Below are 23,777 nucleotides of genomic sequence, written 5' to 3' on the forward strand. Positions count from 1 at the left end.
GTGATTTGGCTAGAATTTGATATTAACACCCAATGTATAGATCGACGATACCGGATAGGAACTGATATCCAATCCCTGGTTCAGACCATTGAGTCCGCTGTTACTTACCTCAGGATTCATCCCGGGATAGTTGGTGAACATCAGCAGATTTTGTCCACTGGCGTAAAAACGTGCTTTTTTGATGTATGGATTTTTCTTGATATCGACCGTATAACCCACTGTGAGGTTTTTCACAGCCAGGTAAGAACCGTCAAATACCCATCTTGAATTGTTATAGCGGAATAGTTCCGTAGTTCCTGTCCGCGTCCGCGGGATATTGCCATTTCCCGGATTATCAACCGACCGCCATCTTTCCGCGATCTCTTTGGTCACGTTGAAAACGCCGTCGATATTTTCTGTCCATTCCAGGGTTCCGTCAATAATATCATTGCCCACAGAACCCGCCATTACAATACTCGCATCGAAGTTTTTGTAGCTGAATTCGTTGGTGATACCGTATACAAAATTCGGGTTAGGATTTCCGATAAAGGTCCGGTCGGAGAAATCGATCACGCCGTCGTTGTTCAGATCCTTCATTCTGGCAGTTCCCACCATCGAAGACGCGTGTTTCGGCTGAGATGCAAGCTCTTCTTCAGTCATATAAACGCCGTCGAATACATATCCGTAAAACTGGCCGAGCGGCTGGCCGACCTGCGTTCTGTTGTAATCGCCCTGATTCGCATTCCCGCCGATCGGGGTATTATTGGTACCCAATCTTACCGCCTTGTTTCTGTTGAAAGACACATTGAACTGCGTATTCCATTTCAGCGCACCGGTCGTATTCCTGGTTTCCACTCCAAATTCATGTCCCCAGAAGTTGAACTGACCGATATTCGAGCGAATACTTGAAAAGCCTGATTGCGTAGGAATATCAATCCCGTACAAAAGTCCGTCGGTTTTTTTGTGGTAATAATCATAAGTGAAAAACACCCGGTCGCGGAACAATCCAAGGTCAAGTCCAAGGTCATATTGCACCGTCGTTTCCCAGGTCAGGTTGTTATTTCCGATCCTTTCGATCCTGCGGCCCGGCGCGATCGCACCGTCGAAAACGTAGTTGGTAGTAGCAACCGAAGCCAGATAATCGTAGTCTCCGATGTTGTTATTACCCGTTTTACCATAACTGGCCCGTATTTTCAGGTAGCTCAGCTGATTGATATCTTTCATGAACCTTTCTTCCGAGGCAACCCAGCCCACGGAAACGGAAGGGAAATTTCCGTATTTGGTATTGTTACCAAACCGCGAGCTGCCATCCCGGCGGAACGCCATCGATACGAGGTATTTGCCATCGTAGTTGTAGTTCAAACGACCGATGAAAGAAAGCAGCGACCAGTCATTGGCCGAGGCTGTTCCTACCCGAACGTTAGCCGCATTGATCCATTCGATCTCATCGTCGGGATATTGGGAAGCGTTGATGCTGCTTTCCTCAAACGAAGCTTTTTGTGCTGAATAACCTGCCAGCAGGTCAAAATTGTGCTTGCCGATCGTTTTGTTATAGGTAAGTGTATTTTCCAGAAGCCAGGTCAGGTACCTTGAAGTGGAGTAACTCCCGATCGGAGGCAGCGGCGGTGCAGAGAACATTGCCCCACGTGCAGTTGACGGTTCAAAAGATCTCAGCGCCATATTTCCCACATCCGTATTCGCGCTGATCTTGTAGGTAAGTCCTTTGATGATATCAACTTCCCCAAAAACATTCGCGATCACATTGTACTCTTTTCTCGGATTTTTACGCTGGGTCAATACCAGATAATAGTTTGGATTGGCAAACATTCCCGGAGCTGAGAACGAGATCGGGTAGCTGCCGTCTTCGTTTCTGTATTTCAAAGAAGGATCCATTAAAAATGAAGATCCGATGATATTCCTGCCGCCTGCAATACCCGGCGTGATCTGACTTGTGCGATAAGATCCTGCGAGATTGAGCCCGAAACGCACTTTTTCCGAAGCTACAAAACTGTTGTTCGCGCGCACTGAAAACCGGTCTGCGTATGTATCCAGGATCGTACCGTCCTGTTTGTTGTAGTTCAGGTTAACCGCGGTTTTGAATTTTTCCGTCCCGGATGAAAGTCCCAGGTTGAAATTTTTGGTCGGCGCCGTTCTTAAAAGTACGTCAAACCAGTCGGTACCGGGATTGTTGATATATTGTCCAGGATTTTGGTAAACTGGTGGAACACCGCCCGTATAGTTTTCGTAAACCGCCTGGTCCTCGTAATATTCCTTTTTGAATTTAGCAAATTCGTACGCATTCATAACATCCGGCCGGCCGCGTTTGGTCACCCTTTCGATCCCGTAATACGAACTGAAATTGATGTTCGTTTCGCCCGGCTTGGCGCTTTTAGTCGTGATCAAAATCACCCCGTTCGCGGCTCTGGAACCATATAGTGAGGAAGCCGATGCGTCTTTCAGTACAGAAACGGATTCAATTTCGTCCGGGCTCAGGTTGGTAATACCGGCCACGGTAGGAAAACCATCTATCACGACCAGCGGGCTATTACCGCCATTGATCGACGCCTGTCCACGCACACGAAACGACATCCCGCCGCCCGGTTCCCCGTTGGTCTGGCTTACCTGCACACCTGCAAACTTACCCTGCAACTTCTGGCCCAGGTTACCCACCGGAATATCGGCGATTTCGCTCGTGTTAATGCTCGCCACCGAACCTGTCACATCCCGTTTCTTCTGCGTTCCGTAACCTACTACCACCACTTCTTCCAAAGCTTTGGTATCGGGCGCCAGCTCCGCATTCACGGCTGTTTGCGTTCCCACAGCGATTTCTTTACTCAGGTATCCTACAAAAGAAAAGATCAGCGTAACCTCACCTTCGGGAATGTCCAATGCATAATTGCCCTCTACGTCGGTGGTAGAGCCTTTCTGGGTGTTTTTAACAACTATACTTACACCTGGTAATGCGGCGCCGGTATCGTCGGTTACTGTTCCCGTGATCCGGCGATCCACCACTTCTGCGGGGTTGGTAAGCAACACGCTTTCTTCTTTTTCAACTACCTTTTCTGATTCCTGGTTGATCACGATCTGGCCGCCTATTACTTTGCAGGTAATCTTTGCGGGCGCAAAAACTTCTCTCACAGCTTCTTCAAGTGGCTTTTGGTTAAAGCTCACCGACACTCTCCGGCGGGCGTGCAGCGAGTGCGAGCTGTACACAAACTTCACATTTGCGCTTTTTTCCATCTGGGCCAGCACAGTCCTGATCTCCGTTCCTTTCGCTTCCATACTCACAGCTTTCCGCAGCAGCTCCTGCGCAGAGCCGGGCCTCGCTAGGCCCGGCCCGGCGAGGCCCGGCCCGGCAAAGGCATTGGAAAAGAAACAGATAATTAAAGCGAGCTGCACAAAGAGTGCGCTCATCATCGTGCCCGAAAGCGCTATGATTCTTCGGTGTTTTTTCATTTTTTTGTTTGTTAAATCTAAACGTTTGACAAGCCCTCCCGGAAACATCCTGGCCGATGTCGTTACTTCCGGGAAAGGCGGGGGAGCCAGGCTTAAATGTTTTTCATTTGAGCCTGGCCGACTTTTTTCTGTTCTGAATCAACACATTATAATCAGCCGGAAAGGTCGGGGCCTTGTTTTTTCATGGTGTAAGGGAGGAATAGTTGCTTGTTCATGGAATTAAGGGGTTAGGATAGTCAAATAAGTTTATGTCACTCGCAGGAGCCGCCGGAGAGGACGATGCTCAGTCCTTTCACTTCATATTGCGCATTCAGTGATCCTGCGATAATGTCCAGCTTGGTGTATAATGGTTCGCCCGAAAGGTCTGCCGTAAACGGACAGGTGCGGATATTGTCGTTGAGCAGCTCAAATCTGACCCCGTAAGCATCATGCAGCATTTCAAGCACTTCTTGCAGCGGCGTTTCCTCGAACCGGAACAGGTGCGTTCGCGCGATTTCATATTGCGGTTTCACCAGTACCGGCTTATCTACCAAGCCGGTAACGAAATGATTTTCAATATGATAGAAGGTTACCTTTTGGTTGGGCGTAAGCACTACACCGTTATTTTCGGTCTTTTGCGCGGGATCGTTCTTCTTGCGTTCCACGATCAGCTTGCCCGTCACCACCGATACTTCCACATCCTGCGCATCTTCAATACCCGACCGGACTATGAAGCTGGTACCCACCACTTTGGTAGCTACTTCGCCGGCGTAGACGATGAATGGGCGCTTCGGATTTTTGGTCACTTCAAAAAACGCCTCACCTTTCAGGAATACCTCTCTTTTGTTTTTTGCAAACGGTTTGGAATAGCGTATACTGCTCCCCGGCCGAAGGTCCACGCGGCTTGCTTCTTCGAGGTAAATGGATTTGATCTGATTGGTATTGTTCGTTTCCAGATACTTGGCGTCACTTTCAGTCAGCGGGCCGAACAGTTCGTTGTTTTGTGATTTGAGAAAAAAGAAAGCAAAACTCCCTGCAATAATAACCGACGCGGCCACGGCAAGTCTCAGTATCCTTTGCTTCTGGAAAAAGGGACTTTGGAAGAAATTCCTGCGCTGTTCGACAGGCTCAACCTGTTTCCGGATCTTCTGCCAGATAAACTCCTGCATATCCAGGGCCGAAGTGTTTCGCTCAGCAAGGTTCACGTTTTCATCCTCAAACCAGGAATCGATCAGTTCCTTTTCCTGCGGGGTGCAGGTACCGTCCAGGTATTTTTGTATTAAACCGGAAAGCCCGTCACGATTGATCTTCATTTGCTGTCGGAGAGATAGAATAGCGCTTATAACCGTAAGTCACATATTATCGTATCCACCGCAACCTGTCTAGAAAAATATGAGAAAATTTATATGATTTTTGGGTTTTTGATTTATTTACTTGAAATAATCCTAAAAGATAGGCTGGCCGTTTCCTGTGTTGGGATTTTTAAAAAAGTCCGGCAGCGAGGACGATGGAGTAGGAGACAAACTCCCGGAGATGGAGGCGGAGTTTGCGGATTGACTGGGTTAAATGGTATTCAATGGTCCGTTTAGGAATATCCAGCGAAACCGATATTTCCTGCACCGACTGGTTTTCGAGCCTGTTCATCCTGAAAATTTCCCGCGTTTTGGCTGGGAGAGTAGCGAGCGCATTTTCCAGCGCATTGTGAAGATCTTCCAGTTCGATATTGTTATCCGCACGCTGGTCGATGTGACTGGAAATATCTTCGAGGCTCTGGTCCCAATACTGTGGCTTATCGAGATTTCTTCTTAAATGATTCAGTATTTTATATTTGGCAGCAGTGAAAAGATACCTGTCAACGCTCGCGATTTCCAGCGTTTCCCGCCTTTCCCACACATCAAGAAAAATATCCTGCACGATCTCCGCAGCGTTTTCATGCGACCGCAATTTATTTCTGACGAGGGCGAAGATCCGGCTCCAATAGCGTACATAGATCTGTTGGAAAGCATCCTTGTCATCCAGACTAATTAACCTTATTAAAACGTGATCATCAAGCTCGGAATACTGCATTTATTCGTATTAACAATTGAATCTGGCCTTCAAAAAAAATAACTAATTATTCAAATGTTCCCAGATCGGGCTGATAAACTGTCCTGTACTTGCCTGCCCCCCGCTAATCTGACACCCATTATAACGCGTCTCTTCGGCCCGAAACGGTAGCCTCGAATTGTGCATTATTTAGCTCTGCACCTATTCGTTCACCATTTTGAAAATTTGCTCCCGATCTCCCGAAGTAACTTTTAACAGGTATATGCCTGGCTTGAATGTGATGGATTCAAGGTTGATCGTTTTCGTTTGCGCAGTTCCATCGGCTACAAAATCATTCGTCACAACTGCCCTGCCTTTTACGTCGTAAATGCTGCATTTCACGATCTGGCCGGATATTCCTTCAAATTTCAGGGTAACCTTGTCCTTCACCGGATTTGGAAATACTTCCCATTCCTTTCTCTTATTGAAGTTAACTGCGCGAATAGGAGAATATTGAAAACTCTTGTCAGTGTCGACCAGTTTGAGCCTGTAATAGCGTGTTTCCGTCGTCAGCGGATTAATATCCCGGTAAGAATACCTGAATGCATCTGCATTGCCGGGAACTTCTCCGAGCTTTGTAAAGATCATTTGTTCAAGACTTGCCTTGTCAGCGGCAACCTCCACCTCGAAATGACTGAAATTTTTCTCATCGGCGGTTTTCCATTCCAGCAGCGCAGACTCCTGTTTCTCAGCACCGGTAACCTGATGTTTTGCAGTAAAACTCACAATCGTCACGGGTAGCGGAGTCCCGATTCCGATATAATTCTTCGCGAACCAGAATTCTGAAAAGTCCTTTGTTTTAAATTCCGCATAATACCCCTGCATAAAAGGTACTATCCTCATCTTTTCCTTTGGATAATAACTCCATACCGACGCTGCATTGTTCGCCACGTTCCCGTCTTCACTCGTCCCTGAATACTTCGTCAGTGTCAGATCGTACGCAGAAGCGGGCTTGGATATTCCCGTATTGGCGGGCGCCTGAATGATACTTTCCGCTTCCTGATCGGTGAAGTAGAGCCGCACGTCCACAGGTTCCGGGTAGTTTTTATTGGACGCATTTATTTTATAGCTGCGCGAAAGATAGTGCTCCTTCCGGATCGCCGGAGCTTGCGAGCTGTTGCGGTAAGGTGTAACGGTAACTTGTCCGAGGTCTTGGTCATTAGGCTTAATGGCGGCTACCATTTCACCGTTTAATTTGATTTCCAACCAATCGTTCCCGGTTAAATTCTGTGTTGCCGACTCTCCGTTGCTGAATTGTTCCAGTATCCTATTTTCATCCAACTGATAAATATGAATGTCATCAATCGCGATCCCTTCCCGCGTCGCCGAAGAATTTCCTTTCAGGACAAACCTTAATCTCGTGTATTCCCAGCTGTGGGAAGGAAGCATTAAGGTGGTGGAAACGTGCCACCTTGTGTAATCCTGGATATTCCAAACCCTCAGATTTTCATGCGTGGCATTGTAACCGTTCACGCTCATGGAGGCCCCGTCCAGCCTCATCCAGCCGTAACCCGTGCTATATTCCACATAAGCCACATCGCAACTTCCCGCCTCGCAGGGGTCGAGATCGAGGGAGAAACTGAAACTCAGCATCATCGTTCCCCTTCCCCGGATATCGAGGCAGGGAGAATACAGGTACGAAAATCCGTCGTTTTGGTAAGGTCCGGTCAGGTTCGTTTTCCATGCATTTTGTCCGCTGGCTGCGCCTTTTACTTTTGAAGAATTAGGTCTGCCAAATTGCCACGCAGAACTTGCACCCGACGTTTGCCAGCCACCCTGACCATTTTCAAAATTTTCAAGGTAGGGAAATGTGCTTACCAGCGCCGGCGTGTTAATGGTCACCTCAGCGACATTATTGACAGTATTGATATCATACAGCTTTTTAACCTCCGCCCTGATCTGGTAATCGCCCATATTTTGCAAAGCTGAATACACAGCAACCGAATACAGCGTGTCCCTGCCCGCTCTCACAACCGGAATCTCCACCGAGTATACATCGCTATTATTGATTGTCACATCCAGCGGGATTTTGTAGCTATCTTCTTTGCCAAGATTTCGCACCTGAACCAGCACTTCCTGGTTCCACTGGTCATTGCAAACCGGCAATGAAGCAGGTTCCACGCGGACTAATGCAATATCTGTTGTAGTCTTATAAATCCTGATATCATCGATTGCCAGACTATAAAATTCGGCCGGCCGCGATAAGTAATCTTCCCATTTCACCTGAAAACTGGAAGAAAACTGTTGTCCGTTCCGTGTGAGCAAATCGCTCACAGCCACCGTCACCAGCTTATATCCTCTTTCGACCGGGAAATACTGGTTTTCATTATGATTATAAACCGGGATCCACGGGTCTGTGTCCTTGCCGCGCACCTGTATGCCTATGTAGTCAGAATCACCGTAAAACGAAGCAAGGTGCCTGATCCTGAACGAAAGGTTGATTTCTTCCGTACCTGCATTCAAATTGGCAAGATTAAAGGTGCCGGTCACACCTGTTAAATATTCGGTATTAGTCCAGTTTTCCGCATCGAGTATGAGTGCCTTACTGCCCGAATAGGCCGGGGGAGACGTCATATAAGTTCGCAGCCTGCCGCGGCTGCTGGACGTAAAAAAATCGTATCCCGAGCTATTGCCCAGGCCGGTTGTGTCTGCGTAAAAAGTCTGGGCTGGAAAGCTCTCGAAGTTTTCGAGGTAAGGTAATGTTACAGCAGGGTTTGGCAGCTGTCTCAGAACGATTGTCTTTGTATTATTTACCTGAATCGGGTCTCCGTCAGCTTTTATGAAAAAGTTGAAAATGTAAGTCCCGGGGTTATGCAAATCGGCTTTTTTGTCAAAAGTATATCTCAGATCTCCAAGACCAGGAATATCGGATTTGATCGTTTCCCAATGAATAGGAGCGTCCGCGCCGCCAATCGAGTAACCGATCTCGACCGGTTGCTTCCTCGGCTGGTCGTCCAGATTACGGATATCAATCGTGACCGGTTCAGCGGCGGAGAGACTGCTGGACGTAGCCACCCTTCCCGATCGCAGCGGTGAAACAATGGAAGTGATACGCATATCTCCGTTAGAAATATTCCCCGCGCAGGTACCATTGTCGGGTTTGCGGCTGATAGCGACCGCTCTCCTGCCGGCAATACCATTGATCCGCGGGCGAACAGAAAAGTAATAGGTTGAGTCAGGCGAGAGGCTACTGAACAGGTGCGTGCGTTCCGTCGTAATTTTCACCGATTGCATTTCCTTTCCTTTCAGCCACATTACTTCATAGTCGGTCGCACCATTCACTGCATTCCATTGCACCGCGGCGTATCCGTCACATTGTACCGCGGCGAGACTGATAACAGGCACAGCCATTACTGAAAACTGCCCGCTTTCACGGACGATTCCCGTTTCATTTTGGACGAGCTTAACTTTGGCGGTGGTGGTAGTAGCATCCGGGACTGTCCATCTCACCTGATTGGTACCTGCCGGAACTGCTGCATTGATCACCGACCAGGAAGCTCCATTGTTCACAGAATAGGATATTGCAAACGTGCTGGAAGGATGTCCGTAACTATCCCATGAAATATCGATCACGTCGCCTTTGGAAAGCCGCTCGGAACCAACCGGGTAAGTAAGGATCGCAGACTGCGGAATAATATCATACACAACGAAATACTCCTGCGACTCAGACGGGATCCGTGTCCCTGTAACTTTCAGCTTGTAGGTACCCGCGGCTGGATTTGCGAGAGTCACCTGCTCTATATTGTTGAAAGAATCCACGCCTTCGACAGCTGGCACGTCGGCTTTGGCCGGATCAGGCACGAGTGGCAGCACCTCGGAACCGCCGGGCTTCAATACTTTCAGATCCAGGTTGTTAACCAGCGTACTGCCGTCAGCCAGCGTAGAGGCTGCCGGATCATTCCAGTATAGCATAACCTTCACCAGCGCGGTCCCGGCGGGGATCTGGATCTGAAATTCGTTGGTTCCCTTGTGGGCAAGCGTCCCGCTAAAATGGCTTTGTTTTTCAAGCATTGTGACGGACCTGAGCAGGTTCATCACGCCGAAACCATGGCTGAAATCGGGACCTGCCAGACCTTTGTCGGTAGCCCCATTGCAAAGTACCGCCTTGATCAGGGCATTTTTTGGGTTTTGTTGTCCATGAAGTTGCCGGTATCGCTGATACAGGAGCGCTGCGCCGCCCGTCACTGCCGGTGCGGACATACTTGTACCTGAGGCAGCGTCGTATTTGTTGACAGGTGTGGTGGAAGATATTGCAGCTCCGGCGGCGATGAGCTCGGGTTTGATCCTGCCATCGTATGTCGGCCCTTTGCTGGAAGGCAGGGCAACAAGGGTTCCCGGCAGATCCGTTCGCCCCACGCTGATCACATTTTTGGCAGACGGATAATCGCCATGTATATTTCCGAATCCGGTCGGATACTTGTCACACGATATTGCCCCACTATTTCCCGCTGCAAACGTGTGGAGCAAATGCGGCAGGTCACTTGCTTGTCTGTCAAGCATATAAGCGTCGGTCGAATACAACCCGAAACTTGTGCAGCTGCCGCTACCATAAGAATTCGAGGTCAATACCATTCCGAAGTCCCGGGTGAGGGAGGGCGCCAGCCGCCAGATCTCTGTATTGGGCTGGAAAACGATACCTGCCCCGGGCGCATATCCTTTGAATTTCTCATTGATTATCCCGCCGCCGGCTGCCGTACCTGTCACGTGCAGTCCGTGCCAACCATCGCTGTTGGTATAAGCGAGTATCCGTCCGTTAAAATCCGCGTGACTTTTCAGGTCTCCATAGTCACCAATCCCGATCACCACGCCGCCTCCATCGAGCTTGTGGCCCGAAGGCAGCCCGGCAGATAGCATATTGGCCCTGCTTGCGGAAATGCTTTTATCGTTTAGCGGTTCAACAGGAGCGGGGATCGGTTCTATGTATTGCACCCAGGTCAGCGCAGCCAGTTCTTGGAGGCGGTTTTTGTCCAACCGGATTTCGAGGATCTGGTAGACCGATGACTGTACGGAAATGATCTCGAAACCGTTCTTTTCCAGATCCGACTTTACTTCCGGGGTACTAAGTAATCTTGGATAACTGATCCGCACATCAATTTTTCCCGGTACACCGGTCATGTGCGCGGGCAGTTGATCACGAAGTAAAAGCGGGTCGATCTTCGAGCCCGGCGCCAGTTCAAGGATCGATCGTACATGCAGCGACCGCATCAGTTCCAGGTCAGGATCCTGTTTGATAAGGGTTGTGTAGGCGTTGTCGGGGATGTATTCCAGCAATTCAATTCCCGCACCTTTAAGCTGCTGCACAACGCTCCGGGCCGGAATATCATCAAATTGGATAATTACCACACGACCAAGTGAAGATGATGCAGCTTTCCGTGCATTTTCGCCTCTATTGAATTGCGATAAGGGCGGCGGAGATACCATGACCCCGTTCCTTAAATACAGCTTGTAATTGTTATTGTTTTGAGCAAAAAGTGCTTGAAAACACAGAATAAGCTGAAAAAGCCAGAGCAAACAGTAGAATTTTGACAATTGTATAAAAGGATAGAGGTGCACCAGTGGTAATCCGTATTAAGTCTTGAGAAGCGTTTGGTATTATATAAATACTAATAATAGTGAATTACGTTTACTTTTGGATAATTCTAAATTGTTTTGAAATGATCGAATTGCAGCCAGGGAAATACAGACAAACGATTGTTCGGATCTGGAAAATTACCGGCATATCTATTGCGCTCCTCGTTTTCTTCATCATTGCGGTCAGGGTGAACCTGTTGTGGCTTTTTGGCGGTATGCCCGATCTGGTTATGCTCGAAAACCCGCAAAGTGAACTGGCTTCGGAACTGATCTCGGAGGACGGTAAATCATTGGGAAAGTATTTCTCTGAGAACCGTACCCGCGTTGAATTCGATCAGCTATCGCCCGTTTTGATCCATGCATTGGTTGCGACCGAAGATGCGCGTTTTACAACTCATTCCGGCATTGACGGGCGTAGTATGCTGCGGGTAGTTAAAGGCATATTTACGGGTAATGCAAGTTCAGGCGGGGGAAGTACCATTACCCAACAGGTTGCCAAAAACCTTTTTGAAACCCGGTCTAAAAAATACCGCGGCTTACTGGGTAGCATTCCTGTTGTGGGCACTGTGGTCAACAAGACGAAGGAATGGATGCTGGCCGTGATTTTGGAGCGGAAATACACCAAAAACGAAATCATGATGATGTACCTGAACACGGTTTCGTTCGGGAATAATACGTATGGGATCAGCGTTGCGTCAAAAAGCTACTTTGGCAAGGAGCCGCGCGATTTGACTGTGCCCGAAGCGGCACTTTTGGTTGGAATGCTTCAAAACCCGTCGCTACATAACCCTTTGCGCCGCCCCGCGAATGCGACCAGACGCAGGAATGTGGTGATGTCACAAATGGTCAGGTACAATTATCTGCCGGAAGCTGAATTCAATATTCTGAAAGACAAACCGCTGGATCTGAGATTCAAGCTGGACGGGCCAAATGCCGGACTCGCCCCATACTTTCAGGAATCGATGCGCGGATATCTGGAAGCCTGGGTCAAATTATATAATGAAGAAAATGACACTGATCTGGATTTGAAAACCAGTGGCTTACGCATTTACACAACCATTGATTCGCGCTTGCAGCAGCACATGGAAACGGCAATGAACGAACATATGCGTGAGCAGCAGAGGCTTTTTGACGCGCATTGGAAGGGCCGCAACCCGTGGGCCTACCCCGATGGCCGCGAAGTGCCCGGATTTATCGAAAAGGCAGTGAAAGCATTGCCTCATTTTATCGCATTGAAGAAAGATATCGGCGAAGCAGAGGCCTGGAAGATCATGCGCAAGCCTTATAAAATGAAAGTGTTTTCTTACGATGGAGAAAAGGAAATGCTGCTGAGCCCGATTGATTCGATCCGGTATTACAAACGTTTTTTGCACGCGGGAATGGTGTCGATGGATCCGCAAAACGGGCACGTCAAAGCCTGGGTGGGAGGCATCAATTTCAAATACTTTAAATACGATCACGTCAAACAGGGCCGGAGGCAGCCTGGCTCTACATTCAAGCCATTTGTGTATGTTTCGGCTTTGCAAAAAAGCTTCCTTACGCCCTGCGACCGCATTACCGATCAGCCCGTGGAAGGAAACTGGAACCCGCCTTCCAGCGAATATACCTATCAGTCGCTCACGCTGCGGCAGGCGCTCGGGCAATCGGTGAATTCGATCAGTGCCAATATTATTCAAATGGTGAAACCGTCCACCGTTGTCGACTTTGCGCATAAGTTGGGCATTACCAGTAAGCTGGAAGCGGTACCTTCACTCTGCCTGGGTATCAGTTCGGTTTCGGTATATGAAATGGTGAATGCCTACTGCTCGTTTGCAAACGGCGGTTACCGCACCGAGCCGCTGTCTATTTTGAGGATTGAAGATCGTAACGGACAGGTTTTACAGGAATTTCATCCCAAACAAAACCAGGAGCTGAGCGAAGTAATGGCGTATAATATGCTCTACTTGATGCGCGGTGCTGTGGAAGATCCGGGCGGTACTGCGGCCCGTTTGCATTCTTACGGTGTGACACAAGGAAACGAAATTGCAGCGAAAACAGGAACGACGCAAAACCATTCGGACGCGTGGTTTATGGGTATGACGCAAAATCTGGTGTCGGGAATATGGGTCGGGGGAGAAGATATGCAGATCCATTTCCGGACAATGGCGCTCGGCCAGGGCGGACGCGCAGCGTTGCCAGCGTGGGGAACGTACATGAAAAAAGTCTATTCAGACCGGACTTTGGAACAATATCGTAAAGCTCCTTTCAACAAGCCGGCCAACTACACGCTTACCTGTGAAGAAGTCCCTGATGATTCCACAGATACCTATACTCCGCCCAATGTATCTAATGATGAAGGGGTTACGTTCTGAGGAGAAAATTTTAAACACAATAACTGACAAATCTGGAAGCCGGAAATATGTGGAATGAAACGAAAATTACCAGCCTGCTTGGAATCAAATATCCGATCCTGCTTGGCCCGATGGGCGGCGGGTTTTCATCACCAGAACTGCTTGCGGCCGTTTCGAATGCGGGTGGATTGGGTGGTTTCGGTGCCTATACCTTAAGCCCTGAACAGATTCTGGAAGTCGATCAGTCGATCAGGCTGCTGACCGATAAGCCCTATAATATCAATCTCTGGGTTTCAGATGTCGACGATCGGCTGACGAATTTCCCCGAGGAAAGCATGAGCAGGATAAAGGCACTTTTTCAACCGTATTATGATGAACTGAGTATTCCAATGCCGGAGCTGGATACCCATATTCCCTCGAAATTCGAGAAACAGGTCGAGGCGATTTTCCGGATAAGGCCGGCAGTTTTCAGCTTTATTTTTGGAATTCCTTCCACTGAAATCTTAAATGAAGCCCGCCGACTCGGGATCAGGACCGTCGGTGCGGCCACGACGCTGGACGAAGCGCTGGCACTTGAAGAAGCAAATGTCGACGCGATTGTGGCAGCAGGGTTTGAAGCAGGCGGCCACCGGCCTTCGTTTCTGAGGCCCGCAAGCGACTCTTTAACGGGCACATTTTCACTGATACAACAACTGAAAGCCAGGATCAAAACACCTATTATCGGCGCTGGTGGGATTGCGGATGGAAAAGGTATTGCTGCTGCGTTGACACTAGGCGCAGATGCCGCGCAAGTGGGAACGGCTTTTATGGTAACCGACGAGTCAAATGCGGCGGAAGTTCACAAAGCAAGGATCTTTTCTGACGAAGGCAAATACACGGTGCTTTCCAAGTCACTCACCGGCAGAATGGGCAGGATGATCCGCAACCGCATCACCGAGGAAGTTAAATATGAAACAGAAGTGCTCCCGTTCCCACTTCAGGCCGGATTGATAGGGCCACTGAGAGAGGCAGCCGTTGCACAGGGTAAAACGGATATGATCAATTTCTGGTCAGGGCAAAATAATGTTAATCTAAAACACACCAGGGCAGCGGAACTTATGGAGTCGCTGATCACAGAAACGGGGAACATATTACGTTAGTGAGATTTTCGCCCCGATCAATTTTCAAGTTAGCGACGCAGCTAAAAGTGTTTTTATTTCAGAATTACAAAATTATAAAATGGAAGTCCCGATTAAGAACAAGCTGAATGCGAAAGAGCTATTCAGGATCAAAAGGATGAAGGAGGAGATAAAAACCACCAACCCGCACGGGCACAAGGAATATCTCGAGATCATTTATCTGGAACAAGGCGCGGGTTTTCATCAGATTGATTTTAATCGGTTTCCCGTCAAACCATACAGCCTCTATCTGATCATGCCCGGCCAGATCCACAGCTGGGAGCTGACGGAGATCCCGAAAGGTTTTGTAGCTATGATCCAAAAGGATTTCCTGCTGGACCACCCGTTATATCATGATCTGTTCCAGACATTCCCGTTGCCTTTTCCGAGTGGGTTTAACCTGGAAGGAAAGAGCGACATATTCAGTGGGATTTTCAATAGTATTGAATCTGAATATCTGAAAGGGGAGAGTAATTATCAGGCTGTGATCCAGACGTACCTGCTGCTGATATTCAATTTGCTCAGACGCGAGATCAAAGCAGAGCAAGCTCTGCCATTTCCGGTATTACTCAAAACTTTCTTCACCCTGCTGGATTCGGAATACAGAGCAAACCATGAAGCCAAGTTTTATGCCGAAGCCTTAAATACCACGCCGAAAACACTTAATACAGCCTGTAAGCGGTTTCTGGGAACTACTGCCAGCGCGGTGATCAAATGAAAAGTTGACTGCTGAATCGAAAAAACTGCTTTTGTATTCTCAGAAAAACCTGACCGAGCTCGCATTCGAACTTGGATTTGCTGACGCTTCGCACTTCAATAAGTTCTTCAAACGCCAGACAGGCGTACTCCCGGGTATTTACCGCAAAGGAATTTCCTGAATGTACCAGAAATAGGCATGGATGTACAAAGTCTACTAATCTTGTAGGGTTAAATTTGCATACCCGCCAGAACGGCGGGAAATGCATTTTTACTTAACATGAAATCCTTTCAGATAGTCCTGCTTTTTTTACTCACTTCCCTATTACCAACTCAGGCGCAAACCGGTACCACGCTAACCGGCAGGGTAACCGACAGGCAAACCGCCGAACCTTTGGGTTACTGCTCGGTAGCGCTTTTTAAAAGTCAGGATTCCACTTTGGTGACCGGTTTGCTTACTTCTGAAAAAGGATATTTCAAATTAGAAAAGGTTGCTCCCGGCTTGTACTACCTGCAAACGCAATATATAGGTTACAGCAAGTCCACTGTGCCGCTGGCTGCTGTTTCTGAGAACCAGAACTTGGTTGAAATTCCGCCTATTGCGATGGATGCTGATCCCAGGACACTGCGCGAGGTGAGTGTCACCGCCGACCGGCAAATGCTCGATACCAGGATCGACCGGCAGGTTTACCGGGCAGACAAATTTCTCAACAGCCAGGGAGGAACTGCTATTGACGTATTAAGGAACACACCGTCTGTGACCATCAATAGCGAAGGCGACATTACTTTGCGCGGCTCCTCCGGTTTTTTGGTATTGATCAATGGGAAACCGGTACAAACCGATGCGGCGACAATTTTGAGCCAGATCCCGGCGAATACGATCGAAAACGTGGAAGTGATCACTTCGCCGTCTGCACGGTACGACCCGGACGGAAAATCGGGGATTATTAATATCACTACAAAAGCTGCTGTGCCGGGTAGCAAATCCTTCACGGCCAATATACAGGGCGGGTTACCTGCTATTTATCGGTACAATAACCTGCATAATCCCGTCCGGTTTGGTGCGGACGCTACATTTAATGTCCGCTCGGAAAAGTGGGATGTAAGTCTGAGTGGGAATTATTTACGGAATGATATCGCCGGGCAACGGACCGGCGATGTTAATACGACGATTGACAATGTATTCACCTCGTTCCCGTCGGACGGGGAGCGGAGTTTTATCCGATATAACTATACTGCACGGGGTTCTCTTTCATTTACGCCACGTGCCAGTGACGCATTTTCAGCTGGATTTTACACCGGGTACCGTTCCCAGTCACGCCGTGCCGATATTATTTATCACAATACAAAAACAGATCTGGCAACCGGTGATAACATCGGGCGCATTACCTACTTTAATTCTAATGTTGCCCGCAAGTCGGGAAGGGTAACATTGGGAAACCTGGATTATACGCACACTTTCAAAAACAAGTCGGCACTTGCTGTTTCGGGGCTGATTGAGCACGCTGATTTGGACGGGCTTACTACGAATATCAATTTGGATGAGCCGGAGCGGAATGTTATTCTGCAAAGCAGCCGCAACCCAAGTGAGAACCCGCTGAATGCGTTCCGGTTGAAAGGGGATTATACTGTAAACGTGCGTCGGGGGAAGTTGGAAACTGGCTACCAGTACCGGAAACAGGTACAGAAAGGGAATTTTCAATATCTGGATCTTGATCCGGAAACCGGCGTGTTCAATATTGTTCCGGATTTTAGCAGCAATACCGAGGTAGTGAACCAGATACATTCGGTTTACGGACAATATTCCGCGCAGCAGGCCAAACTGGAATATGTAGTCGGCTTACGTTATGAATATTCCACCCGCACATTTACGGCTGGCAGCGAGGATGCCCGTAATCTTGAACTATCCAATCTTTTCCCTTCCCTGAATTTGCAGTATCAGCTTTCCAAATCGCTTCGTGCGCGGGCTGGTTATAGCAAACGCGTGCAGCGCGCGACAAACAGTGAGCTCAACCCTTTTCCCGAGCGCGAGCATTCAGAAACGCTGGAATCGGGCGATCCGGATATTCTGCCCGAATTTATCGACCTGTCTGAACTCGGGCTTGTCAAAGATTTTAAGAAAGGCAGCGTTTTTGCTACCGTTTATAACCAGCGCATCAAGAATGTAGTGAACCGGGTCAATAGTGTTTATAACGACACGATTCTGAACCGGATTTACACCAATGCCGGGCTGGCAACATCCTGGGGCGTGGAAGCGGGCAGCACTGTGGACCTTGCGAAATGGTGGCAAGTTTACGCTGGCGCAAATCTCTATCACTACAAAATAAAAGGAGCGCTTTTCGATGAAGCGGTAACGGTGAATACAGCCAGCTGGGTTTATTCGATCAACGCCAATACGACCTGGAAGCTTTCCAAGACTTTCCAGGTACAGGCGTCGTTGAATTATTTGTCAAAACGCGTAACTGCACAAGGGGAGGATTCGCGTTTTGTGACACCCAATTTATCCGCAAGAAAAACATTTTTGAAAGGGAAAGTCTCCGCGACACTTCAATGGCAGAATGTAGATCTGGGTTTAATAGGCTCGAACCGACAGCGGATTACCACTTTCGGAAAAGACTTTTTCACGACAACCAATTACATTCAGGAGACCGATATCATTCTTTTAAACCTGAGCTATAACCTCAACCAAACCTCTAAAAAGAGCAAAATGCCGGCAAGTGAATTCGGTGAAAGAGAGTTTTAGTTTTGAAGGCTATTGCTATTTATATTTTTCCCAATTCAATTGTTTGTTCACCAAAGGCAAATTGTGCTGCTTCGCATAATCGTTTCGCACTTTGTGAACATCATTCCACCACTGATCCAGAGGGTAATGTAATTCTCTGTAAATCAAGTAGCTAAGGTCGATGGTGCGCACGGGCTGGTGGTCTTTGATATCATCTACCTGGTGCAGATATTTGCGTCCGTTGGCTTCTTCAACCAGCGGCTGCCATTCTTTATACCAGATTTTTGTCACGAATGCGAGCGTGCTGTCGCGCTGTTGTTTCAACTTGCTTACCATTTCCATTGCTGCATCCAGTTGCTTTACCGAGGCTGCCGGGTTACCCGCCGAAGACGCTTTTTGCAGTGCGTCTGTCGCCTGGTTCAATGTAACCAGCATCCGTAAATTTTGCCCGCATATTGCTGCTACCGATTCGAGTACTTCCAGATTGTAAAGCTGCTTTCCAGCACGCGGTTTATTCTCTTGGATCGATTGTAACGCATATTTATTGCGCGGAAGCATAGCTTGTGCGGTTGCTAAACGTTGCGCATTTACGGGGTAAGTTTTGTTGGAAATCGCCAATGTACCCGTTTCCGGCACAGGCAATAGGGGCAAAGTCTGGTCTTTTTCAGGTTGCAGGAAAAGGCTGTCCGAATTTCCCTTGATCATCGGTCGCCAGGGCGACGCGATCCAGTCCCAGCTTTCGGTATGAAACTCAGCCTGCACGCTCAGAACGCGGTAAACGCTGTCCATATCCTTTTGCGCAGGTCCGTAAAACGCATTCATAAACCGCGCCGAAGCATCGGCAGGAGTGAGCTTATTGTTGTTCCACCCCGCAGCCGTGGCAGTCGCATAGCCAAGCCAGAAAGTTTCAGGATGCAGCCCGGCATCAGCCCAGCCTGCAATCACCACGCCCATAAACGAAGAAAGATTAGCGTTAAATGCAGTCCCGATCTCCCTAAACATATCTGCCACCCGGCCCGACGAACGGTCACTTCCATCCGCCATCACAGCTGTTTTCGTGTGCAATGGATAATAGTTGGGGAAAATAGGCTCTGCGCCCTGAGTGGCAGTATAAACAAACTGCCTGATCCCGTGTTTTTTGTAATCTGCTGCAATCGCTTTGTTGTAAACTCCATTCACGATATGCGACGGCAATGCGGTGATATCTTCTTTTCTCAAAGGAAATTCACCCCAAAACAAAACCGTGCGACCTTGTTCATGCAGTCGATCTGCCATTTTCTTGATAAACCAGGCCAATAATTGTCCGTTGCCGCCCAGGCTATCCGCCATTGCTTTTTCAGAAGGTGCTTTGCCGGTATAGTAAGCCTCGTCATTGGAAAGAATAATGAATTTGCTGCCTTTGCTCGCATTGATCAGCTCGCTGAACATTGCATCCAGCAGTTTAAATGTTTCCGGATTGGTAACTGAAAACTGGTAGTTAATATCGTCAATCAGCCGCAGTTTGCGGTATTCCGGGTGTTTCAGGATAAAAGAAACGTGCGCCGGCGCGTCCAGAAACGGTACCAAGTCGACATAATGGGCGTGTGCAAAATCTGCTAGTTCCTGGTATTCCTCTGGCGTCAACGCATAAGGTTCGACAATCGCGGGGGCAGACCTATATTGAAAGTGGCCTTCCAGTTTGATCGAAAATGCATTGATTTTATAAGTGGAAGCCTGCTTGATGATCCGCCTCAATGCACTCATTTTTTCCAGATGGTGCGCATCGTCCCAGTAAATCATCCTTACTTCCACATTTGGCCAGTCGGTAATCTCGCCTTCCGGAAGCTGCATTTTAGGTGCCTGTGCGCGGAGTAGTTGCAGGAAAGTCTGAATGCCGTAATACAAACCCTGCGCCTCATTTGCCGTAATGGTCACAGCATCAGGCTTTAAGCTTAGCTTGTAAGCCTGGCGCGCAAGCGCAGTCCGATTTGTGTCGACACTTGTACCAATTTCTACTGAACCCTTTTTGACAACTAACCGAATCGCAGGTGAGCTGCCATTTGTTCCGACGGAAAGCGGCAAACCTGCTCCCTTCAAATCCTCCTGGAAACCTTTCAAAACTTGTGCAGGAATGGAAGTGGGATCGGATATTAGCTTCCAGTTTTTTCCAACCGCAAACATCTTTTCGCTCAGCTCCATTTTCTGCGGCAGCGGTAGCAGGCTGGAACCGGCTTTGCTGCTTTTGGCAGCTACCGGGCGAGCTGCATTCACTTGTGCGTTTACTGAAAATGCAGTAAGGAAAACGCAGCAGCAAAGCAACAGGGAGATCTTGCCTGATAATTTTGGCTTTTCAAATGCGAACAGCCTGAGGCTGGTCCATCGCTTGGTAATTTGAATGTTGGTAGTTAAGCTTTTGTGGGTAAATTCCATTGTATGTGAGGCGGAAGATTAATGGACGGTTAGGAATAGCATAATGCAATTAAAAAGAAAAAAGTAAGGAAATGAAACTTTTATATTTTTTAATTCAATTAGCCGCAGAGCGGCTCCCTGTTTCTAGAAACGCCCAACCCATATTGCATTACACGGCCCCGGCGGGGCCTCCTGTTTATCGTAAAATTACAGGAGGCTCCGCTGGAGCCACGGCAATCAATTCATTTTCATTTCTATAAACAGGTTGCTCCTCCGGAGCAGCCCGTGCATTGTCATCACCAGCAACATCAATTAAACGCCGATCTGAACTGCGCCGGTGATATCTGGGTCTTCATTTTAAATAACCTGCTGAAAGATTGCGGATGTTCACAGTCAAAATAAGTGTTTAAAAGCTCTTCTAATTGTTGAAGCAGTTCACTGTTAACCGACTGCCGCGTAAGAAACTTGCGTTTATAAGAACGTTTGGCGTAAGCTAATAGCAGCTCGATCTGAGATATAATAACTTAGTGGCCGTAAACCCAGGACTTACTGCATTGACTTTGATGTTAGCACCCGTCACAAGCGCAACAAGCTGATTATTAGATGATGATCCGATTTGATTTTCCATAAGATTAATAATGATTGAATGAACAATACAAAATTCACCAATCACTATTTTCCGGAGTTAACCGAATCAAGGGGATTTGTAGCTGAAATGGGGGTAGGGGGGTAGGGGTAACAAAAGTCATGCTTTGTTTCTATTTCGGAAACAGGAAACAAAGGCTGCATCATACTTCCACAAATTGCGCAATCCGCTCATTACAAATGCGTTCAGTCAATTCTTTTAGCAGTTTTACGCGGTTAGCGAGATATTCCAATTCCTCTTTTTGGATCTTGTAATTCATATTGTATCTCGAATCAATGTATGCCTTTTTCAAAAGCTCAAACAGTCGCTTTTTCTCAGGTGTATTTTTTGGAAAAACCGTTCCAAACGCGGAATTGAGTTTTTCAACCTGCTTCCCCAACTCCTCTATATCATGAATTTTTGGCTTGTAATCAGTGAAAACTAGTAGGATCGTTGTGTAGTACCGTTCCGTTGCTTGATGAAGTTGAAAGGCTGCAACTGTGAAATCATCTTCACCAAAATTAAATTCGAAAGTTCTGAGAAAAGTATTTGCATTTTTAAACCAAGACTCAAACTGGTCCTTTGCCTTTGTTTGTCGTTCCTCAGGATTCAAATTTTTCGGCCCGGATAATCTAAAATTTCCCGAGTCAAAAAGCGTAATTCCTTCTCTTAAAATATCGACAAAGAAATATTGATTTTGTTCGATCGCATTATTTACAAACCCGATTCCATGATGAATGAGGCTGACATTTGGTTGCTCGCCATTACTATTCACTCTTTTTTTTAGGTCCCACCACTTCTCATCAGCTTTGGCAGATTTTTAGTCCCTGGTAATAACCAGAATATCATAATCGCTTACATACTCAGTGTTCTCCTGATAATCCTCCACCCAATCACCACGCGCGTGGCTACCGAAAAGAATGACCATTTCGGCAGGTACTTTTTCAAGAATGATTTTGGTGAGGGTTTCAAGGTCTTCCTGCTTATCTTCTGGGAGGTGGGAGAGGGAGGTTTTCAAATCTTCTTTAGTTTTTTAGTGTGGTAATGAATGTTATAATTAATCGTATTATTCGCCAATGCTAATTTTCAGATTTGGCAATTCCACTTGCAGTTTTACTTTTGCTTTTAGCGCAGTGAAAACTCTCAGCAGTGTGTCCATCGTCACATTACTTGCATTGCTTTCAAGTCTTGAAATCTGAGCTTTTTGAACCCCAATCAGTTTTCCTAACTCTTCCTGTGTCAAGTTTCTCTCTTTTCTTGTTTCTTTGATTGCCTTACCAATCAAGTCCATTTGAAGTTCGTATTCAAATCTATCGCGTTCGGGCGTTCCAATTTTTCCGAGAAGTTTATCCTGAACTTCGTCTAGTGAGTATGTTTTCATGATCTTATTTCTGGTTGTTTGTTGGAAAAATATTTAAGCCGGGTATTTATTGCCTTTTCAATTTCGTTTTCCGGTACTTTACTTCTCTTTTTGATAAAACCGTGTGTAGATACTACCAATGTTTTCTTCGGCAGGGTTTTGTCCCAAAATGCAAGAAGCCGGTATTGCAGACCTTGATACAGTGTCCTGAATTCCCAAATATCATCAGTCAACTTTTTAAAAAGTTCAGGGTCGCTTTTGACTTGTGACTTACGAATATTGTAAAGAATCTTCTCATAGTGCTTTTTTTCAAGTTTACTCAGAAAATCAAGCGCTTCGTCCAAGAAGACGATCTCCAAAAGTTTATCCATTTAAATAGTGTGTTTCTCTAAAACAAATATATACAAAGTTTCGTCAAAAAGAAACTTTGTACCGGCTGCTCTGAGCTAAAAATGCAGTAGACAGCTTAGGCCGTTGTCTACTGATATCAGCTTTTTTCAAAAGACTATTCGTATGATTTCCAGGTAATTCAACTCTTCTAGATCACCCGCGAAAACAACCCAGGATATTCAACAACCAACCCATCATCATCCACCCGAATATCCGCCTCAAAATCATTGGGAACATTTTCATAATGGTACAAGTCCGCCGAAAGCCTTGTATAACGCTGCCTTACCGGCCTCACGATTTGTTTTGAAAAATCAAAATAGACAACCTTGATTTCCCTCGTTTCCTTTTCAGCCAAGACTGGATTATTGATTGGCAGCGTGTTGGTGAACGGAGTAAGGGAAATATCCACCTCGTACTGCATATTCAGATCCTGTCCCGAGATTTCGGATTTCACCAAAATGCCTTCGTCCGACTTGGTAATCCGACAGATTTCAATGGAATCATGCTCTAATCCGTGCCATTTAATTAATCTCTCCATTTATTTAAATGAGTTTTTGGTTCAAGACATTGCAAGCCTATATTTACCCACAGAGCCGGTAGCTGGCCCGCACAGCCGCAAATACATTCAATGCCAAGTACATAGTGAGGGTAATTAGTTCGAATCTAAATTTAATTAAAAAATGAAGTTGAGAATAACGCCGTCGTTTCAGTTACTTTTTTAGCGTTGGTTCATTTTTTCCAACTTACCTTTCGCCCGCATTTTAGGTACAGCGTTGGGAAGCGGAGATGAAGTTTGGGGGTTGAATAGTATCCTGAATAACAAGTCATTATCCTGGATATATGGCTTTTCGTTAGTATTGCTGTTTTCAATTTACCCTTTATGGAAGGCTTTCAAATTAATCGAAAATAGAAGAAAAGTTACCTGGTTCCTTTTGTTTCTCCTCGTGCCAATTCTGATCGATGTGCTGGTTGTTTTAGGAGTAATGAACACATTAGTCGAGCGTGGAATTCTCGCTGAATATTGGATTCTCGGGTCTCC

15 protein-coding genes are annotated in these 23,777 nt (G+C 47.1%); 5 read left to right on the forward strand and 10 right to left on the reverse strand.

All coding sequences use genetic code 11. The features are described from left to right. Nucleotides 1-9: 9 nt before the first annotated feature. The 4 genes from LZG94_RS19405 to LZG94_RS19420 form a co-directional block, all read right to left on the reverse strand. Nucleotides 10-3,435 (reverse strand): TonB-dependent receptor, encoded by a 3,426-nt coding sequence (locus LZG94_RS19405; RefSeq protein ID WP_233793449.1) that lies wholly within the window; start codon nucleotides 3,433-3,435, stop codon nucleotides 10-12. A gap of 251 nt (nucleotides 3,436-3,686) precedes the next feature. Continuing rightward, entirely contained in the window at nucleotides 3,687-4,727 is a 1,041-nt protein-coding gene (locus LZG94_RS19410; protein WP_233793450.1) for a FecR family protein, read from the reverse strand. A 169-nt stretch (nucleotides 4,728-4,896) separates the two neighbouring features. Then, entirely contained in the window at nucleotides 4,897-5,481 is a 585-nt protein-coding gene (locus tag LZG94_RS19415; RefSeq protein WP_233793451.1) for an RNA polymerase sigma-70 factor, read from the reverse strand. 180 nt (nucleotides 5,482-5,661) lie between these two features. After that, nucleotides 5,662-11,028 carry a S8 family serine peptidase gene (locus LZG94_RS19420; RefSeq protein ID WP_233793452.1) on the reverse strand — a complete coding sequence of 1,789 codons (5,367 nt, stop codon included), beginning with the start codon at nucleotides 11,026-11,028 and terminating at the stop codon, nucleotides 5,662-5,664. 125 nt (nucleotides 11,029-11,153) lie between these two features. Between LZG94_RS19420 and LZG94_RS19425 the strand changes: the two genes are divergently transcribed. The 5 genes from LZG94_RS19425 (at nucleotide 11,154) to LZG94_RS19445 (ending at nucleotide 17,996) form a co-directional block, all read left to right on the forward strand. After that, complete coding sequence (locus LZG94_RS19425; RefSeq protein ID WP_233793453.1) at nucleotides 11,154-13,421, forward strand: penicillin-binding protein 1A; 2,268 nt, start codon at nucleotides 11,154-11,156, stop codon at nucleotides 13,419-13,421. A 47-nt stretch (nucleotides 13,422-13,468) separates the two neighbouring features. Continuing rightward, nucleotides 13,469-14,539, forward strand: coding sequence for a nitronate monooxygenase family protein (locus tag LZG94_RS19430; protein ID WP_233793454.1), 1,071 nt, complete (start codon nucleotides 13,469-13,471; stop codon nucleotides 14,537-14,539). 79 nt (nucleotides 14,540-14,618) lie between these two features. Next, complete coding sequence (locus LZG94_RS19435; RefSeq protein ID WP_233793455.1) at nucleotides 14,619-15,275, forward strand: AraC family ligand binding domain-containing protein; 657 nt, start codon at nucleotides 14,619-14,621, stop codon at nucleotides 15,273-15,275. Between the two features lie 31 nt (nucleotides 15,276-15,306). After that, nucleotides 15,307-15,435, forward strand: coding sequence for a helix-turn-helix domain-containing protein (locus LZG94_RS19440; protein WP_233793456.1), 129 nt, complete (start codon nucleotides 15,307-15,309; stop codon nucleotides 15,433-15,435). A 98-nt stretch (nucleotides 15,436-15,533) separates the two neighbouring features. Then, nucleotides 15,534-17,996 carry a TonB-dependent receptor domain-containing protein gene (locus tag LZG94_RS19445; RefSeq protein ID WP_233793457.1) on the forward strand — a complete coding sequence of 821 codons (2,463 nt, stop codon included), beginning with the start codon at nucleotides 15,534-15,536 and terminating at the stop codon, nucleotides 17,994-17,996. Between the two features lie 15 nt (nucleotides 17,997-18,011). Here the strand turns inward: LZG94_RS19445 and LZG94_RS19450 are convergent, their stop codons facing one another. The 6 genes from LZG94_RS19450 to LZG94_RS19475 form a co-directional block, all read right to left on the reverse strand. Next, on the reverse strand, nucleotides 18,012-20,384 hold the full coding sequence (locus LZG94_RS19450) for a beta-N-acetylhexosaminidase (RefSeq protein WP_233793458.1): 2,373 nt from the start codon (nucleotides 20,382-20,384) through the stop codon (nucleotides 18,012-18,014). A 767-nt stretch (nucleotides 20,385-21,151) separates the two neighbouring features. After that, nucleotides 21,152-21,763, reverse strand: a complete 612-nt coding sequence (locus tag LZG94_RS19455) for a HEPN domain-containing protein (RefSeq protein WP_233793459.1) — start codon at nucleotides 21,761-21,763, stop codon at nucleotides 21,152-21,154. A gap of 45 nt (nucleotides 21,764-21,808) precedes the next feature. Continuing rightward, complete coding sequence (locus tag LZG94_RS19460) at nucleotides 21,809-22,006, reverse strand: nucleotidyltransferase domain-containing protein (RefSeq protein WP_233793460.1); 198 nt, start codon at nucleotides 22,004-22,006, stop codon at nucleotides 21,809-21,811. A 48-nt stretch (nucleotides 22,007-22,054) separates the two neighbouring features. Next, on the reverse strand, nucleotides 22,055-22,369 hold the full coding sequence (locus LZG94_RS19465) for a helix-turn-helix domain-containing protein (protein ID WP_233793461.1): 315 nt from the start codon (nucleotides 22,367-22,369) through the stop codon (nucleotides 22,055-22,057). After that, complete coding sequence (locus tag LZG94_RS19470; protein ID WP_233793462.1) at nucleotides 22,366-22,719, reverse strand: type II toxin-antitoxin system RelE/ParE family toxin; 354 nt, start codon at nucleotides 22,717-22,719, stop codon at nucleotides 22,366-22,368. The genes LZG94_RS19465 and LZG94_RS19470 overlap by 4 nt, the downstream gene beginning before the upstream one ends. A gap of 167 nt (nucleotides 22,720-22,886) precedes the next feature. Further along, entirely contained in the window at nucleotides 22,887-23,276 is a 390-nt protein-coding gene (locus LZG94_RS19475) for a putative glycolipid-binding domain-containing protein (RefSeq protein ID WP_233793463.1), read from the reverse strand. Nucleotides 23,277-23,777: the final 501 nt, after the last annotated feature.

Origin of the sequence: Dyadobacter sp. CY343 (assembly GCF_021390335.1) — a bacterium.
In the GTDB taxonomy this organism is placed as follows: Bacteria; Bacteroidota; Bacteroidia; order Cytophagales; family Spirosomataceae; genus Dyadobacter.

Excerpts from the sequence above, each read along its gene's own strand:
- LZG94_RS19405 (WP_233793449.1), bottom strand. The coding sequence starts at position 3,435 with ATGAAAAAACACCGAAGAATCATAGCGCTTTCGGGCACGATGATGAGC.
- LZG94_RS19410 (WP_233793450.1), bottom strand. The coding sequence starts at position 4,727 with ATGAAGATCAATCGTGACGGGCTTTCCGGTTTAATACAAAAATACCTG.
- LZG94_RS19415 (WP_233793451.1), bottom strand. The coding sequence starts at position 5,481 with ATGCAGTATTCCGAGCTTGATGATCACGTTTTAATAAGGTTAATTAGT.
- LZG94_RS19425 (WP_233793453.1), top strand. The coding sequence starts at position 11,154 with ATGATCGAATTGCAGCCAGGGAAATACAGACAAACGATTGTTCGGATC.
- LZG94_RS19430 (WP_233793454.1), top strand. The coding sequence starts at position 13,469 with ATGTGGAATGAAACGAAAATTACCAGCCTGCTTGGAATCAAATATCCG.
- LZG94_RS19435 (WP_233793455.1), top strand. The coding sequence starts at position 14,619 with ATGGAAGTCCCGATTAAGAACAAGCTGAATGCGAAAGAGCTATTCAGG.
- LZG94_RS19445 (WP_233793457.1), top strand. The coding sequence starts at position 15,534 with ATGAAATCCTTTCAGATAGTCCTGCTTTTTTTACTCACTTCCCTATTA.
- LZG94_RS19450 (WP_233793458.1), bottom strand. The coding sequence starts at position 20,384 with ATGGAATTTACCCACAAAAGCTTAACTACCAACATTCAAATTACCAAG.
- LZG94_RS19465 (WP_233793461.1), bottom strand. The coding sequence starts at position 22,369 with ATGAAAACATACTCACTAGACGAAGTTCAGGATAAACTTCTCGGAAAA.
- LZG94_RS19470 (WP_233793462.1), bottom strand. The coding sequence starts at position 22,719 with ATGGATAAACTTTTGGAGATCGTCTTCTTGGACGAAGCGCTTGATTTT.
- LZG94_RS19475 (WP_233793463.1), bottom strand. The coding sequence starts at position 23,276 with ATGGAGAGATTAATTAAATGGCACGGATTAGAGCATGATTCCATTGAA.